Annotated in this window: 14 protein-coding genes; 10 read left to right on the top strand and 4 right to left on the bottom strand. The window is 71.0% G+C overall.

The features are described from left to right. Nucleotides 1-150: 150 nt before the first annotated feature. Nucleotides 151-1,200: a glycoside hydrolase family 18 protein gene (locus AF335_RS32320; RefSeq protein ID WP_425329133.1), complete on the top strand. Its 1,050-nt coding sequence runs from the start codon at nucleotides 151-153 to the stop codon at nucleotides 1,198-1,200. Between the two features lie 160 nt (nucleotides 1,201-1,360). Further along, on the top strand, nucleotides 1,361-2,608 hold the full coding sequence (locus AF335_RS32315; protein ID WP_102921986.1) for a PAC2 family protein: 1,248 nt from the start codon (nucleotides 1,361-1,363) through the stop codon (nucleotides 2,606-2,608). 81 nt (nucleotides 2,609-2,689) lie between these two features. Here the strand turns inward: AF335_RS32315 and AF335_RS32310 are convergent, their stop codons facing one another. Beyond that, on the bottom strand, nucleotides 2,690-3,508 hold the full coding sequence (locus AF335_RS32310; protein WP_102921985.1) for a LysR family substrate-binding domain-containing protein: 819 nt from the start codon (nucleotides 3,506-3,508) through the stop codon (nucleotides 2,690-2,692). Nucleotides 3,509-3,566: 58 nt separating this feature from the next. Between AF335_RS32310 and AF335_RS32305 the strand changes: the two genes are divergently transcribed. From AF335_RS32305 to AF335_RS32290, 4 genes are all read left to right on the top strand, one after another. Then, on the top strand, nucleotides 3,567-3,956 hold the full coding sequence (locus AF335_RS32305) for a DUF5997 family protein (protein ID WP_102921984.1): 390 nt from the start codon (nucleotides 3,567-3,569) through the stop codon (nucleotides 3,954-3,956). Between the two features lie 230 nt (nucleotides 3,957-4,186). After that, entirely contained in the window at nucleotides 4,187-4,897 is a 711-nt protein-coding gene (locus AF335_RS32300; RefSeq protein WP_102921983.1) for an HAD family hydrolase, read from the top strand. A 436-nt stretch (nucleotides 4,898-5,333) separates the two neighbouring features. Further along, complete coding sequence (locus tag AF335_RS32295) at nucleotides 5,334-6,932, top strand: ABC transporter substrate-binding protein (RefSeq protein ID WP_102921982.1); 1,599 nt, start codon at nucleotides 5,334-5,336, stop codon at nucleotides 6,930-6,932. Nucleotides 6,933-7,007: 75 nt separating this feature from the next. Continuing rightward, nucleotides 7,008-8,600: an ABC transporter substrate-binding protein gene (locus AF335_RS32290; protein WP_102922097.1), complete on the top strand. Its 1,593-nt coding sequence runs from the start codon at nucleotides 7,008-7,010 to the stop codon at nucleotides 8,598-8,600. A gap of 125 nt (nucleotides 8,601-8,725) precedes the next feature. On the opposite strand, the gene AF335_RS32285 is transcribed toward AF335_RS32290, so the two are convergent. Beyond that, nucleotides 8,726-9,397, bottom strand: coding sequence for a response regulator (locus tag AF335_RS32285; RefSeq protein WP_087928839.1), 672 nt, complete (start codon nucleotides 9,395-9,397; stop codon nucleotides 8,726-8,728). 54 nt (nucleotides 9,398-9,451) lie between these two features. Then, on the bottom strand, nucleotides 9,452-10,456 hold the full coding sequence (locus tag AF335_RS32280) for a RecB family exonuclease (protein ID WP_102921981.1): 1,005 nt from the start codon (nucleotides 10,454-10,456) through the stop codon (nucleotides 9,452-9,454). A 123-nt stretch (nucleotides 10,457-10,579) separates the two neighbouring features. On the opposite strand from AF335_RS32280, the gene AF335_RS32275 reads away from it, so the two are divergent. The 3 genes from AF335_RS32275 (at nucleotide 10,580) to AF335_RS32265 (ending at nucleotide 13,663) form a co-directional block, all read left to right on the top strand. Beyond that, a complete protein-coding gene (locus AF335_RS32275; protein WP_102921980.1) occupies nucleotides 10,580-11,827 on the top strand; it encodes a site-2 protease family protein in 1,248 nt (415 codons plus the stop codon). A 105-nt stretch (nucleotides 11,828-11,932) separates the two neighbouring features. Continuing rightward, nucleotides 11,933-12,838: a tRNA (adenine-N1)-methyltransferase gene (locus AF335_RS32270; RefSeq protein WP_087928842.1), complete on the top strand. Its 906-nt coding sequence runs from the start codon at nucleotides 11,933-11,935 to the stop codon at nucleotides 12,836-12,838. A 234-nt stretch (nucleotides 12,839-13,072) separates the two neighbouring features. Continuing rightward, entirely contained in the window at nucleotides 13,073-13,663 is a 591-nt protein-coding gene (locus AF335_RS32265; RefSeq protein ID WP_102921979.1) for a hypothetical protein, read from the top strand. Nucleotides 13,664-13,667: 4 nt separating this feature from the next. Here the strand turns inward: AF335_RS32265 and AF335_RS32260 are convergent, their stop codons facing one another. After that, nucleotides 13,668-13,964: a ferredoxin gene (locus AF335_RS32260; protein ID WP_102921978.1), complete on the bottom strand. Its 297-nt coding sequence runs from the start codon at nucleotides 13,962-13,964 to the stop codon at nucleotides 13,668-13,670. Nucleotides 13,965-14,206: 242 nt separating this feature from the next. Here AF335_RS32260 and arc point away from each other — a divergent pair, with 242 nt between their 5' ends. Further along, entirely contained in the window at nucleotides 14,207-15,973 is a 1,767-nt protein-coding gene (arc, locus tag AF335_RS32250) for a proteasome ATPase (RefSeq protein ID WP_102921977.1), read from the top strand. Nucleotides 15,974-16,030: the final 57 nt, after the last annotated feature.

Raw genomic sequence — 16,030 nt, 5'->3', positions numbered from 1 at the left:
GATCGCTCCCCAGGGGAGGGACGCACCGCGCGTCCCTCCCCTCGGTGCGTCCGCCCCGGCTCCGTCCCGGGGCGGCCGGAACTGACCGACCTGCGGTCGCGTCATTTTTGGGAAGAAGAAGGGGCGATTCTTTCCATGAAGCGACCGGATTTGAGCAAAATATTTAGCAAGGTGCACATCCGGCGGCCGAGCAAGCGGCTGGTGAAGCGCCTCGCGCTCGCCCTGACCGTGGTGCTCGTCCTGCCCGTCGCGGTGGCGGGCAGCGCGCTGCGCGCCGCCTACGCCGGGGCGCCCGCCGCCGAGGCGGTCACCCGTGGCAAGGACGCGATCTGGCTGGGACACGCCTGGGTCGACGGCCGTAAGGGTGACGCCGAACTGGCCGGCCTCAAGCGGAAGATGGCCGGCACCGGACTGCGCGACCTCTATGTGCACACGGGTCCCCTGGAGCACGACGGCACCCTCCCCGCCAAGGTCTACCCGCGCGCGTCCTGGCTGATCGAGTCGGTCCACCGGGAGCTGCCGGGCGTCCGCGTCCACGCCTGGCTGGGCGACAAGGTCGTCCGTAAGGGCGAGGGCGACGCCGGCCTGCGGCTGGACTCGGCAGCCGCGCGCACCGCCGTGGTGGCGAGCGCCCGGCAGGTGATGCGGGCCGGGTTCGAGGGCGTCCACCTCGACGTCGAGCCCGTACGCTCCGGGGACGCCTCCTTCCTCGCCCTGCTGGAGGGCCTCCGGCCGGCCGTCCGGTCCGCCGGCGGGGTGTTCTCCGTCGCCGCCCAGCAGATCGACCCGGTGCCGGGCATGCACCGGGCGGCACGGGTGGCGGGCAGCCCCAAGTGGTGGACCCAGGAGTACTTCGGCCAGGTGGCCCGCCGGACGGACCAGATCGCCGTCATGTCCTACGACACCGGGCTCCCCGTGGAGAGCCTCTACGGCGGCTACGTGGCCCGTCAGACGGCGCTCGCCCTCCAGGTGACCCCACGGGACACGGACCTGCTGATGGGCCTGCCCTTCTACCACACGGACTCCTGGGGCCACCACGGTCAGGCGGAGACGGCCGCCGCCGCGGTGCGCGGCGCCCGGCTCGGTCTGAGCAGGGAGGACCGCGACCGGGAGCGGTTCGGCCTGGCGCTGTACGTCGACTTCGCGGCCACCGACTCCGACTGGCGGGCCTATCGCGACGGCTGGGGTGCCAGGGGGTGACGAACGGGTGAGGAAGAGCCCGTACAGGGGCTGCGAACAGGGGGCGCGGAAGTCGTAGTCTTGGGGTCGCACGGCAGAAAGAACGCTGCCGGGAACAACACTGCACAGAACGGCAACCGGTGGTCCGGACACGTCCGCCCCGGTCGGAAGGAGGCGCTGGGTGATCGAGCTTGAGGGGGTTCCCGAGCTGATCGACCCGGTCATGATCTGTGCCTTCGAGGGATGGAACGACGCCGGGGACGCCGCCTCCAGCGCCGTCGCGCACCTGGACCGGGAGTGGAAGGGCGAGGTCTTCGGCGCACTCGACGCCGAGGACTACTACGACTTCCAGGTCAACCGGCCCACGGTCTGGCTGGACGGCGGGGTCCGCAAGGTCACCTGGCCGACCACCCGGCTGTCCGTGGTCCGCACGGGCGGCGGCGCCGAAGGCGCCCCGCAGCGCGACCTGGTCCTCGTGCGCGGCATCGAACCGAGCATGCGCTGGCGGTCGTTCTGCAACGAGATCCTGGGCTTCGCCCACGAGCTCGGCGTGGAGATGGTGATCGTCCTGGGCTCGCTGCTCGGCGACACCCCGCACACCCGGCCGGTGCCGGTCAGCGGCGTCACCTCCGACCCGGACCTGGCCCGCACCATGGATCTGGAGGAGTCGCGCTACGAAGGCCCGACCGGAATCGTCGGCATTCTCCAGGAGGCGTGCACCCACGCCGGGGTCCCCGCGGTGAGCCTGTGGGCGGCCGTCCCGCACTACGTCTCCCAGCCGCCGAACCCGAAGGCCACCCTGGCGCTGCTCAACCGCCTGGAGGACCTGATCGACCTGCGCATCCCGCTGGGTGAACTCCCCGAGGACGCGCGGGCCTGGCAGCTGGGCGTGGACCAGCTGGCGGCCGAGGACAGCGAGGTCGCCGAGTACGTCCAGTCCCTGGAGGAGGCGCGCGACACCGCCGACCTCCCGGAGGCGTCCGGCGAGGCCATCGCCCGCGAGTTCGAGCGCTATCTGCGCCGCCGTGACGGTCAGCCCCCGGCCCCCGGTCAGCCGGGTGGACTGGCGGCCGAGCCGGGCCTCGCCGAGGGCCGCGACCCCTCGTACCTCCGCGACACGACCAGCGGCCGGACCCGCCCGTCGCGCCCGGCCGCCAAGGACGAGGACGCGGCGGCCGCCCCGGGCGAGGCCCGGGAGCCCGCCGCGGAGAAGGACGCCGGGAACGACGCGGGGAACGACACGGACAAGGCCGCGGAGAAGGACGCCGGGAACGACGCGGGCAAGGCCGCGGAGAAGACCCCCGGGAAGGCCGCGGAGAAGGACACCGGGAAGGCTCCGGACAAGGGAGCCGGGAAGGGCCCGGACGGCGACGCCGGGCCCGGCCGGGAGCCGGAGGACCCCCGCGACGGGGAGAACCGCGCGGACTGAAACGGAACGGGCCCGGTGGCGGAAGCCACCGGGCCCGGTTCGTCTCCGCGGCACCCGCGCCGTACGAGGGCGCCGCGCGGGCTACGGGCGGCGGCCGGGCTTGCCGCGCTTACCGCCCTTGGCACCACCGGAGGCGCCCCGGGGGTTCTTGCCGGAGCCTCCGGCGCCGCCCCGGGCCCCCTTGCCGGCGGACTTTCCTGCCGTCCTGCCCGTCGCCTTGCCGACCGCGGGCTTGCGCCGTGCGCCCGCCGCCTCGGGCCGCTTGGGCTTCTGCTCCGGCTGGGGCTGGGTGCGGCCCCGCGAGCTGTTGACCGTCCGCCCCCGGACGATCCCGATGAAGTCCTCCACCAGATCGGTGGTCTTCTCCTCCGGCCACGACAGCGCGACCCGCGACTCGGGCACGTCCGTCAGCGTCCGGTAGGTGAGGTCCTTGCGGTGGTGCAGGCGGGCGAGCGACTGCGGGACGGCGAGCAGCCCGATCCCCGCGGCCACCAGCTCGACGGCGTCCGCCGTCGTGGCGGGGCGCTCGAAGGCGGGCAGCCCCGGCGGGCGCTCCCAGCCCAGGGTGTCGTCGAGGGGGTGCAGCACGATCTCGTCGGCCAGCTCCTCGGCGGACACCTCCTCGACGGCCGCCATGACGTGGTCCTTGGGGATCACGACCACGGTCGTCTCGGTGTAGAGGGGGATCGCGCTGAGGTCCGTACGGTCCACCGGCAGCCGGAGGAAGGCCGCGTCGGCGCCGCCGTCCCGCAGCACGCCGGCCACCTCCGCGGCGGACACCTGGAGGAGGGTCAGGGGGACGTCGGGCAACCGCTCGTTCCAGATCCGCACCCATTTGCTGGGTGTCACGCCCGGGACGTACGCGAGCCGGAACGAAGGGGATGCTTCCGAGCCTGTCACCCGGCCAGATTACCGGTCGTGGTCGGAGGTATCGCACACGCTCGCTACTCTTGACACCATGACGTCGCACCAGAACACCCAGACGATGAAGCCCGCGACCGCGGCGAAGAAGCTGGGTGTGTACCTCGAGGCCACCCCCGCAGAGTTCCAGGAGGGCGTCGTCTCGCGCGGCGAGCTGAACGCACTGCAGGCCGACCCGCCGGAGTGGCTGCAGGAGCTGCGGCGCAACGGCCCGCACCCCCGTCCGGTGGTCGCGGCCAAGCTGGGCGTCTCCATCTCCGGTCTCGCGCGTGGCGGGGTCACGGAGGCCCTCACCACCGAGCAGATCGCCGAGCTGAAGGCGGAGAACCCCGAGTGGCTCCAGAAGGAGCGCGCCACCCAGGCCGAGGTCCGCAAGGAGGCCGTGCGGATCAAGGAGAAGAACGCGGAGCAGGACGACCGCTCCTGACCCCGGTCCCGGGCGCCCGGGACCCGTCGCGCACGCACCGTCGCGGAAGGGTCCCCGGCTGACGGAGCGGGCCCCGTACGGCCCGCCGTGCCCAGGGTTCCCCGGAATATCCGAGCGACGCCGGAGCCCGTCCGCCGTACACTGGTCGGTCCGGTGGAGGCCGGTTCGCCACATCCCCGGAAGAGGGAGTGGCGGGCCGGCCTTCGCGTCCCCTCTGGAGGTGTGCACGGATGACCAGCAGCATCCCCGTGGTCGACACGCGTAGCGCGGCGGGCTCGGCCCTGCAGGCGGTCCTGCTCGACATGGACGGCACCCTGGTCGACACTGAGGGCTTCTGGTGGGAGGTGGAGGTCGCCGTCTTCGCCGAGCTGGGCCACCAGCTGCTGGAGGAGTACCGCGAGGTGGTCGTGGGCGGGCCCATGGCGCGCAGCGCCGCCTTCCTGATCCGGGCCACCGGCGCGAAGATCGCCCTGACCGAGCTGACGGTCCTGCTCAACACCCGCTTCTCCCGGATGATCGGCCAGGGCGTGCCCCTGATGCCGGGCGCCCGCCGGCTGCTGGCCGAGCTGGCCGCGCACTCCGTGCCGACCGCGCTGGTGTCCGCCTCGCACCGGGAGATCATCGACCGGGTGCTCACCACGCTGGGCCGGGAGAACTTCACGCTGACCGTCGCGGGCGACGAGATCGAGCGGACGAAGCCGCACCCCGACCCCTATCTGCTGGCCGCGGCCCGGCTGGGCGTGGAGCCCGGCCGGTGCGCCGTCGTCGAGGACACCATGACCGGGGTGACCGCCGCGGAGGCGGCCGGCTGCCGGGTCGTGGCGGTGCCCTCGGTGGCGCCGATCCCGGCCGCGGCCGGGCGTACGGTCGTCGGGTCGCTGGAGGAAGTCGATCTCGGATTTCTCCGCGGGCTGATGACCTCGCCGGCGACGGGCCGATGACTCGAATGCACCGACGCGGACACTGAGCGTGCCCCGGAGAATGTTCAAGGAACTCTGGGCGTCGGCCCGATTGTTTTCCGTGACGAATGGCCGGTTTAATTACCGAGCCGCGACCGAAGTCGCGTGAGTGAGTTTCGTCACCGGGTCAAGGGGCGACGGGTAGGGAATCGATCACGCTCCAGCATCCTTTTCGGGATGGCAGTGCACCCTTGTGTCCTGATTGATGATCTCCTGCGTGAATCGTTCCGGCGTCCGGATATCGGTGAATCGATGGCCGTTATCAGCGCGTGATATCGCGTCAACTTCGCCGTGTCCCGGGGGCAGTGGTGCCGCGCACTAATCTTTTCGCGAGAACTTCACGGCTGCCCGTGGGCCGACGCGTCAGACGTCGGTATCGTCCCGGGAACCGATCGCATCACAGGGAGAACCCCACACAATGAACCGCAAGACGCTGGCGCTGCCGACCCTGGCAGTCCTCCTGACCCCCGTACTCGCCGCCTGTGGCGGGAGTGACGAGGCGGGGAAGGGCGGCGGCGCCATCGTCATCGGCACCACGGACCGGTTCGAGGAGACGACCGACGCCCCGGCGCCGTTCGACCCGGCGGCGGCGTACGACATCGGCGCCTGGAACGTGCTGCACAGCACCTTCCAGACCCTGCTGCGGCTGCCCCGCTCCGGCACCTCCCCGGTCGCCGACGCGGCGTCCACCTGCTCCTTCGGGGACCGGAAGAACGAGCAGTACCGCTGCACCCTGCGCAGCGGCCTGAAGTTCAGCAACGGGCACGCGCTCACCTCGGAGGACGTGAAGTTCTCCATCGACCGCGCCCGGGCCATCAACTTCGAGAACGGCCCGGTGTCGCTGCTCAGCAACATCGACTCCGTCGAGACCCCGAACGAACTCGAGGTCGTCTTCCACCTGAAGTCCCCCGACGCGACGTTCCCGCAGAAGATAGCCACCCCGGCCGCGGCCATCGTGGACAGCGAGACCTATGGGAAGAAGGAGCTCGGCAAGGGCTTCAAGGTCGTCGGCTCCGGCCCGTACACCCTCCAGACGGAGGAGAAGGACGGCCGTGTCGTCAAGGCCGTCTTCTCGAAGAACTCCGACTACCAGGGGTCGGTGAAGCTGCAGAACGACAAGGTCGAGATGCGCTTCTACGACGACGCGAAGTCGATGGAGAAGGCGCTGAAGGACGGCGACATCGACATCATGAACCGCACCCTGGCGCCCGAGCAGCTCAGCCGGATGCGGGGTGCCGCGGACAGCGGCGTCCGCCTGCTGGAGGCGCCGGGCCAGGAGATCAGCTTCCTCGCCTTCAACACCGAGGACCCGTCGGTGAAGAACAAGTCGGTGCGCCAGGCCATGGCGCAGCTGATCGACCGCCAGGCGCTGGCCCGCGACGGCTACGACCGGACGAGCGACCCGCTGTACTCGCTGGTGCCCAGCGGTATCACCGGCCACCAGAACTCCTTCTCCAACAAGTACGGGGAGCCCAGCGCCGACAAGGCCCGCTCCATCCTGCGGGCGGCGAACATCACCTCCCCGGTGCCGCTGACCCTCACGTACACCGACGACCACTACGGCGAGGCCACGGCCAAGGCGTTCCAGTCGATCCAGAAGCAGCTCAACGACAGCGGGCTGTTCAACGCCAAGATCCAGGGCGTGAAGTGGGCGGACTTCCGGCCCGAGGCCGCCAAGGGCAAGTACGCGGTCTACGGCATGGGCTGGTTCCCCGACTTCCCGGACCCGGACAACTTCGTCGCCCCGTTCTTCGGCAAGGACAACTTCCTCCGCTCGCCGTACCAGAACCCCAAGATCAGCTCGCAGCTGATCCCGGACTCCCGTGAGGCGGCGGAGCGCGACACCGCGGCCAAGTTCTTCCACCAGGCCCAGGACATCGTGGCGGACGAGGTGCCCGTGCTGCCCCTGTGGCAGGGCAAGCAGTACGTGGCCGTCCGCAGCAATGTCACCGGTGCCGAGTGGGCCCTCAACTCCGCCTCCGAGATACAGCCGTGGGAACTGGGCCGCGGCGTGTGAGGCAATAGGTTCGTCAGACCGGTACTGCCGACGATCTCATCAGAGACGACCAAGGAAACTGTGAGGAACGTGCACGTGAGGAAACGTGACCAGTGGCTTGCCGCCCCGCTCGGCGCTGGGCTCGCCGCCGCCCTGCTCACCGGGTGCGGTTCGGAAGACGGCAACGCGGGCGGCACCGGTGAGTCCGTGGTCATGGGGATGTCCGACGAGGTCGTCGCCACCGACCCGGCCTCCGGCTACGACCCGGGCTCCTGGATCCTGTTCAACAACGTCTTCCAGTCGCTGATGAGCTTCCCCAAGGGGGGCATCACCCCCCAGCCGGACGCGGCCGAGAACTGCAAGTTCCAGGACGAGGTCAGCCAGACCTATCAGTGCAAGCTGAAGGACGGGCTGAAGTTCAGCAACGGCCACGACCTCACGTCCGAGGACGTCGCCTACTCCTTCCGTCGCACGATCAAGATCAACGACAAGAAGGGTCCGGCGTCCTCCCTGCTGTCCTCCATCAAGGACATCAAGACCCCGGACAAGCAGACGGTCGTCTTCCACCTCAACCGCTCCGACGCCACCTTCCCGCAGAAGATCGCGTCGGGTGCCGGCTCCATCGTGGACCACGAGGAGTACCCGGCGGACAAGCTCCGCACCGACGGCAAGGCCGTCGGCTCGGGCGTCTACAAGCTCGACTCCTTCGACAAGAAGGAGGCCAAGTTCTCGGTCAACAAGTCCTACAAGGGCACGGCCGCCGCGGTGAACAACCGCGGCGTCACGATGAAGTTCTTCCACGGTGACCAGGCGGAGCTGAAGTCCGCGGTCCAGAAGGGCTCCATCGACCTCGCCTACCGTGGTCTGGCCATGAAGGACATCGCCGACCTGGAGGCCGCGGGCGGCAAGCAGCACCTCAAGGTCGTCGAGGGCACCAGTGCCGAGGTCCAGCACCTGGTCTTCAACACCAAGGACCCGGTGGTCGGCAAGCTCGGCGTCCGCAAGGCCATCGCCTACCTGGTGGACCGCAGCACCCTCGTGCGCGACGTCTACAAGCGCACCGCCGAGCCGCTGTACTCGATCGTCCCGAGCGGCGTCACCGGCCACAAGACCCCGTTCTTCGAGGCGTACGGCGACCGCCCCCAGGTCGACAAGGCCGCCGCGGCCCTGAACTCCGCCGGCGTCAAGGACAAGGTCAAGCTCACCCTGTGGGCCACCCCGATCCGCTACGGCCCGGGCACCGTGCCGGAGTTCCAGGAGATAGCCAAGCAGCTCAACAAGAGCGGCCTCTTCGAGGCGGACGTGAAGTCCGTTCCGCTGGAGGAGTACGAGGAAGGCGTGGCGGCCGGCAAGTACGGCGTCTACGTCAAGGGCTGGGTGCCCGACTACCCGGACCCGGACAACTTCACCGCGCCGTTCTTCGGCGAGGGCAACGTCCTCCTCAACAACTACGAGTCCAAGGACATCACCGGCCGCATCCTGGCCACCGCCGCCGAGGGCAGCCGCCCGGCGACCGTCGGCGACTTCGCCAAGGTGCAGACCACCGTCGCCCAGGAACTGCCCATCCTCCCGCTGTGGCAGGGCAAGCAGTACGCGGTGGCGAGCGAGCGGATCTCCGGTCTCCAGTGGACCCTCGACGCCTCGACCGTCTTCCGGTTCTGGGAGATCGGCAAGGCCGCCAAGGAGTAGCGGGCCGGCGCGCGGCCGGGTGGCACCCCACCCGGCCCGCACGGCCCGGAAAACGGTCCGCCCCGTACCCATGCCCGGGTACGGGGCGGACCGTTTTCCCCCGCCGGACGGCGGGAGGGAAGCCGCTACTGCGCGCCGGGGCGCACCAGACCGCTCTCGTAGGCGTAGACCGCCGCCTGCACGCGGTCGCGCAGACCCAGCTTCGTCAGCACATGACCCACGTGCGTCTTGACCGTGGTCTCGCTCACGAACAGATCCGCCGCGATCTCGGCGTTCGACAGACCGCGCGCGACCAGCTTCAGCACCTCGACCTCGCGGTCGGTCAGCGTGTGCAGGGTGTCCGGCAGCGGCTCCTCGCCCGACGGCAGATGACCCGCGTACTTGTCCAGCAGCCGGCGGGTGATGCTGGGCGCCAGCATCGCCTCGCCGCCCGCCACCACCCGGATCGCCTGGACGAGCTCATGGGCGGGCGCGTCCTTCAGCAGGAACCCGCTGGCCCCGGCCCGCAGCGCCTCCACCACGTACTCGTCGAGATCGAACGTGGTGAGCACCAGCACCTTCGCCGGGCCGTTCCGCTCCGGACCGGTGATCTGCCGGGTCGCCTCGACGCCGTCCATCCGCGGCATCCGGATGTCCATCAGCACCACATCGGGCTGGAGCGCCCGCACCTGGTCGAGCGCCTGCAGACCGTCCCCGGCCTCACCGACGACCGCCAGGTCCTGTTCCGCCTCGAGAATCATCCGGAAGCCGGTACGCAGCAGCGGCTGGTCATCGACCAGTAGGACGCGGATCGCCACGGAAACTCCTTCGTTAGACCGCGTCCATTCTGCCCTGACCCGCCCCGCGGGGGGTCATCCGCCCGCGCGCGGGGCCACGATCGGCAGCGGATAGGGCGGGGGAGTGCCCCCGAATTCCGGACAGACGGCCTGGTGGTCGCACCAGCCGCACAGCTTCGTCGGCCGGGGGCGCCACTCGCCCGTGTCGGTGGCCAGCTCGATGGCCTCCCACAGCGCCCGCAGCTTGCGCTCCACGGCCAGCAGCTCCGCCTCCACCGGGTCGTACGTCAGCACGTCGCCGCTGCCCAGATAGACGAGCTGGAGACGGCGCGGCACCCGGCCGCGCAGCCGCCACAGCACCAGGGCGTAGAAGGTCATCTGGAACAGGGCCTCCGACCGGAACTGCGGGGCCGGGGCCTTGCCCGTCTTGTAGTCCACGATGCGGACGTCGCCGGAGGGCGCCACGTCCACCCGGTCGATGAAGCCCCGCAGCGTCAGCGCCGAGGCGCCCGCGCCCTCGATCACCGTCTCCACGTACAGCTCGCGGTCCGCGGGCTCCAGGCGGGTGGGGTCCTCCAGGGTGAACCAGCGCTCGACCAGCCGCTCCGCGTCCGCCAGCCAGGTCGCCAGCCGGTCCGCGTCGTGCGCGCCGTCCTCGCCGGTGAAGAGCCCGGCCAGCTCCGGCCGGGCCGCCAGCAGCTTCTCCCACTCGCCGGGGACCAGCCCCTTCGCCCGGGGCGGGGTGCGCTCGGCGGCCGGGGCGTCGAAGAGCCGCTCCAGCACGGCGTGCACCACGGTGCCCCGGGTCGCGGCCGCGCTCGGCTTCTCCGGCAGCTTGTCGATCACCCGGAAGCGGTAGAGCAGCGGGCACCGCATGAAATCGGCCGCCCGGGAGGGCGACAGCGCGGCGGGGCGCGCGGGAACCCGCACCCGCTCCCCGGCGGCGGCCTCCGCGGGCGCGCCGACGGCGGCGGCCTCCCCGGCCCCAGGGGACGCGGCAGCCCCGGCAGACCCCTCTGAAACGCCCGGCACGGACGGCTCAGCCGGCTGCCCGGCGCTTTCCTCAGTGGCGATACCCATGACAGGAACCCTACGGCCCGTCACTGACAGTCGGACGCATACCATCGACGACAGACCACCTCGCACTGCATGATCGAGACAGCGCACCGCCGGTGCGAGGGCCGCATCCGACGAGGGGACACCGTGGAGAACAGCGGGCAGGGCCGGTCCGGCGGCGGGGGCGCCGGCACCCAGGACGAGCCCGGGGACCGCAGGCCGAAGCGCCCGCGCGAGGGCGGCGGCATCCTCATGGGCCGCCCCTTCGGCGTGCCCGTCTACGTGGCGCCCAGCTGGTTCCTCGTCGCCGCCCTCATCACCTGGGTCTTCGGCGGCCAGCTCGACCGCGTCCTGCCCGAGCTCGGCGGCGTCCGCTATCTGGTCTCGCTCTTCTTCGCCGTCGCCTTCTACGCCTCGGTGCTCGTCCACGAGCTGGCGCACACGGTCGCGGCCCTGCGCTTCAAGCTCCCCGTGCGCCGTATCCAGCTCCAGTTCTTCGGCGGCGTCTCCGAGATCGAGAAGGAGAGCGAGACCCCCGGCCGCGAATTCGTCCTCGCCTTCGTCGGCCCCCTGCTCTCCCTGGTCCTCGCCGGCCTCTTCTACCTCGGCATGCGGGCCGTCGAGCCCGGCACCGTCCCCGGCGTCCTGCTCGCCGGGCTGATGATCTCCAACCTCCTGGTCGCGATCTTCAACCTGCTCCCCGGCCTCCCGCTGGACGGCGGCCGGATGCTCCGGGCCGTCGTCTGGAAGATCAGCGGCAACCCCATGACCGGCACCGTCGCCGCCGCCTGGATCGGCCGCGCGCTCGCCGTCGCCGTCCTCATCGGCCTGCCGCTCCTCACCCGCGCCGCGGGCGGCTCCGAGGACCTCGGCGGCGTGGACTCCCTCACCGACGCCCTGCTCGCCGCGATCCTCGCCGCGATCATCTGGACCGGCGCCGGCAACAGCCTCCGCATGGCCCGGCTGCGCGAGCGCCTCCCCGGCCTCCGCGCCCGCACCCTCACCCGCCGCGCCGTGCCCGTGGAACCCGCCACCCCGCTCTCCGAGGCCCTGCGCCGGGCCGGCGAGGCCGGCGCCCGCGCCCTCGTCGTCGTGGACCCCCACGGCACCCCCACCGCGCTCGTCCGCGAGGCCGCCATCATCGGCGTCCCCGAACACCGCCGCCCCTGGGTCGCCGTCAGCGCCCTCGCCCAGGACCTCAAGGACGGCATGCGCGTCTCCGCCGAGCTCACCGGCGAGGAGCTCCTCGACACCCTGCGCGCCACCCCCGCCACGGAGTACCTGGTGGTCGAGGAAGGCGGCGAGGTCTACGGGGTGCTGTCGACCTCCGACGTCGAGCGGGCGTTCGTGGCCGCCATGGCCCGGACCCCGTCCCCGGGCCGACCGCCGTCCTGAGCCCGTACGCCCCCCGGCTCGTACGCCGCCCCCGGCCCGTCCCCGCGCGGGCCCGGCCCCGGCGTCGTGTCCATACCCCCGCCGGATGGCGGGTACGCTGGTCACATGTCCGAACCGACCGGTGCCGCCCGTCGTCGCGGCCCCTTCCAGGTCGGGGACCAGGTCCAGCTCACCGACCCCAAGGGACGCCACTACACCTTCACGCTCGAAGCCGGGAAGCAGTTCCACACCCACAAGGGTGCCTTCCCGCACGACGAGCTGATCGGTGCCCCCGAGGGCAGTGTTGTCCGTACCACGGGAAACGTCGCCTACCTCGCGCTGCGCCCCCTGCTCCCCGACTATGTCCTGTCCATGCCGCGCGGTGCCGCGGTGGTCTACCCCAAGGACGCGGGGCAGATCCTGGCCATGGCCGACATCTTCCCCGGCGCCCGCGTCGTGGAAGCCGGCGTCGGCTCAGGCTCCCTGAGCAGCTTCCTGCTGCGCGCCATCGGCGACCAGGGCATGCTGCACTCCTACGAGCGCCGTGCCGACTTCGCCGAGATCGCCACGCAGAACGTGGAGCGCTACTTCGGCGGCCCGCACCCCGCCTGGCAGCTCACCGTCGGCGACCTCCAGGACAACCTGTCCGACACGGACGTCGACCGCGTCATCCTCGACATGCTCGCCCCCTGGGAGTGCCTCGAGGTCGTCCGTAAGGCGCTCGTCCCCGGCGGCATCCTCTGCTGCTACGTGGCGACCACCACCCAGCTCGCCCGGACCGTCGAGTCCATCCGCGAGATCGGCTGCTTCGCCGAGCCGTCGGCCTGGGAGACCATGGTCCGCACCTGGCACGTGGAGGGCCTGGCCGTCCGCCCGGACCACCGCATGATCGGGCACACCGGCTTCCTGCTCACCGCCCGCCGCCTCGCGGACGGCGTCGAGCCGCCGCTGCGCCGCCGCCGCCCCGCCAAGGGCGCCTACGGCGAGGACTACGACGGCCCCGGCAGCCAGAGCGGCTCCGCCGAGCGCTGAGTCCGCAGGGCCCCCTCGGGCCCCGCGGCCGGCCCGCTCCGGCCGCACCACCACCCACGGCGCCGCCGCCGGGAACCGCCTCGCGGAACTCGGTGGCGGCGCCCGTTCGTTGGCCCCGCCCGGCCCGCCGGCGGCGGACCCCGGCGTGCGGCAAACCCCCTGTTCCCCGGCGCGGCCCGGTATGGCACGATGCGGATCATCCCCCGCAGTCACCGCTCACAGGAGTCAGCGCGCGTGCAGTCACCGGCAGGACCCACTCCGTCCACCGCCGCGGGTCCGCTCCCGCACGCCCGCCCGCGCCCCGCGCACTGGGCGGTCACCGCCGCCGCACTGGCCGTCGTGATCGCCGTGGCCACCCTGGCCGGACCCGCCGCGGACGGCACTCCGCAGGCCCCGGCGGGCCCCTCCCGGATCGTGCCCGCCCCCGACCCGGACGCCGCGCGCTATCCCCTGGACTGCGGCGGCGCGCGCCCCGAGGTCGTCCGGCGGGCCTCCGCCGACCTCGACGGCGACGGGCGGCCCGAGACCGCGGCCGTCGTCCGCTGCCGCTCCGGCGCCGGCACGGCCCCCAGCGGTGTCTACGTCCTCGCCCCGGCCGCGACGCCCGGCGAGCCGCCCCGCGTCACGGCGACCCTCGTCGACCCGGCCCGGCGGATGAGCGTCACCCGCTTCGCGGTGACGGGCGGCACCGTTTCGGCCACTCTCCTCGGCTACTCCACCGCACGGGTGCCGCGTTGCTGCCCCGACCTCAGCCGGGCCGTCGAATGGCGGTGGCAGGGCGGCAAGTTCGTACTGACCGCCCTGCCCGTCGCGGGGAGTGTGTGAGTCGTCACTCCGCGTCGGGGCCGTAGACCTCGACCTTGTCCGAAACCCTGCGGACGTGGATGCAGTCCCCGGGGCAGTCCTTCGCGGACTCCCGGACGTCGTTGAGCAGCGGCAGCGGCACCCGGGTGGTGGCGCCCTGCTCCTGGAGGAGCTCGTCGTCCGCGCTCTTCACATAGGCCAGTCCGTCGATGTCCAGCTCGAAGACCTCGGGGGCGTACTGGGCGCAGATGCCGTCGCCGGTGCACAGATCCTGGTCGATCCAGACTTCCAGCTCGCCGAGTCCTTCTTCCTGCACGGTCATCTCGCCTGCCGTTTCCTGCGTACGTGAACCAATTGGAGCCAGCCCTGACGGGTGTTGACCGACTCGACGATACAACCGCCCGCTTTCCGATGTTGATGGGTGGGTATTCCCCTGCTGTGAGGACGTGCGCAAGGGTGAAGATCGGACACACTCCGACCGGGTTTGTGATCTAGGGGTTTCAACCTGCACCGGCCCAGGTAGGGTCAGGAAGCGTCCAGCTCCCCTTGGAGGAGGTGAGGACCGTGGCAGCCCACGACGACGACATGAACCGCGGCATCCGGCCGGGACGAGGGTCTGACGACCTCGCGAGCCAGGTTGCCTATTTCGAGCAGGAGATCGCCGTCCTGCGGCGCAAGCTCGCCGACTCTCCGCGTCACACGAGGATTCTCGAAGAGCGGATCGTCGAGCTCCAGACGAACCTGGCCGGCGTGTCCGCCCAGAACGAGCGGCTCGCCAATACCCTCCGCGAGGCCCGCGACCAGATCGTCGCGCTCAAGGAGGAGGTCGACCGGCTCGCGCAGCCGCCGGCCGGCTTCGGGGTCTTCCTGCAGGCGAACGACGACGGCACGGCCGACATCTTCACCGGAGGCCGCAAGCTCCGGGTCAATGTCAGCCCGAGCATCGATCCGGAGGACCTCCGGCGCGGCCAGGAGGTCATGCTCAACGAAGCGCTCAACGTGGTCGAGGCCATGGAGTACGAGCGGGCCGGGGACATCGTCACCCTCAAGGAGATCCTCGAGGACGGCGAGCGGGCCCTGGTGATCGGGCACACCGACGAGGAACGGGTGGTGAGGCTCGCCGAGCCGCTGCTGGACATCACCATCCGCCCCGGCGACGCCCTCCTGCTCGAACCCCGCTCCGGCTACGTCTACGAGGTCATCCCGAAGAGCGAGGTCGAGGAGCTCGTCCTCGAAGAGGTCCCGGACATCGACTACACGAAGATCGGCGGCCTGGGCAACCAGATCGAGCTGATCCGCGACGCGGTCGAGCTCCCCTACCTCTACCCCGACCTCTTCAAGGAGCACGAACTGCGGCCGCCCAAGGGCGTGCTGCTGTACGGCCCGCCCGGCTGCGGCAAGACGCTCATCGCCAAGGCCGTCGCCAACTCCCTTGCCAAGAAGGTCGCCGAGGTCACCGGCCAGCCCGCCGGGAAGAGCTTCTTCCTCAACATCAAGGGCCCCGAGCTGCTCAACAAGTACGTGGGCGAGACCGAGCGGCACATCCGGCTGATCTTCCAGCGCGCCAGGGAGAAGGCGAGCGAGGGCACCCCCGTCATCGTCTTCTTCGACGAGATGGACTCCCTTTTCCGCACCCGCGGCTCCGGCGTCAGCTCGGACGTGGAGAACACCATCGTCCCCCAGCTGCTCTCCGAGATCGACGGCGTGGAGGGCCTGGAGAACGTCATCGTCATCGGCGCCTCCAACCGCGAGGACATGATCGACCCCGCGATCCTGCGCCCCGGCCGTCTCGATGTGAAGATCAAGATCGAGCGTCCGGACGCGGAGGCCGCCAAGGACATCTTCTCGAAGTACCTCACGGCCACCCTGCCCATCCACGCGGACGACCTCGCCGAGCACGGCGGGGACGGCAAGGCCGCCGTGGCCGGCATGATCCAGTCGGTCGTCGAGCAGATGTACGCGGAGTCCGAGGAGAACCGCTTCCTGGAGGTCACCTACGCCAACGGTGACAAGGAGGTCCTCTACTTCAAGGACTTCAACTCGGGCGCGATGATCCAGAACATCGTGGACCGGGCCAAGAAGATGGCGATCAAGGCGTTCCTCGACCACAACCAGAAGGGTCTGCGCGTCTCCCACCTGCTCGCCGCCTGCGTGGACGAGTTCAAGGAGAACGAGGACCTGCCCAACACCACCAACCCGGACGACTGGGCCCGGATCTCCGGCAAGAAGGGCGAGCGGATCGTCTTCATCCGCACCCTGGTCACCGGAAAGCAGGGGGCCGACACCGGTCGCTCGATCGACACGGTGGCGAATACCGGTCAGTATCTGTAGCGCGTCGTCCGGCCGCGGATGCCCTGTCCCTCCCGCTCCGGCGGGGGGACGCCCGGG

It is taken from the genome of Streptomyces eurocidicus (assembly GCF_002891295.1).
Classification (GTDB): domain Bacteria; phylum Actinomycetota; class Actinomycetes; order Streptomycetales; family Streptomycetaceae; genus Streptomyces; species Streptomyces eurocidicus.
This window is presented reverse-complemented; position numbering and strand designations above follow the sequence as displayed.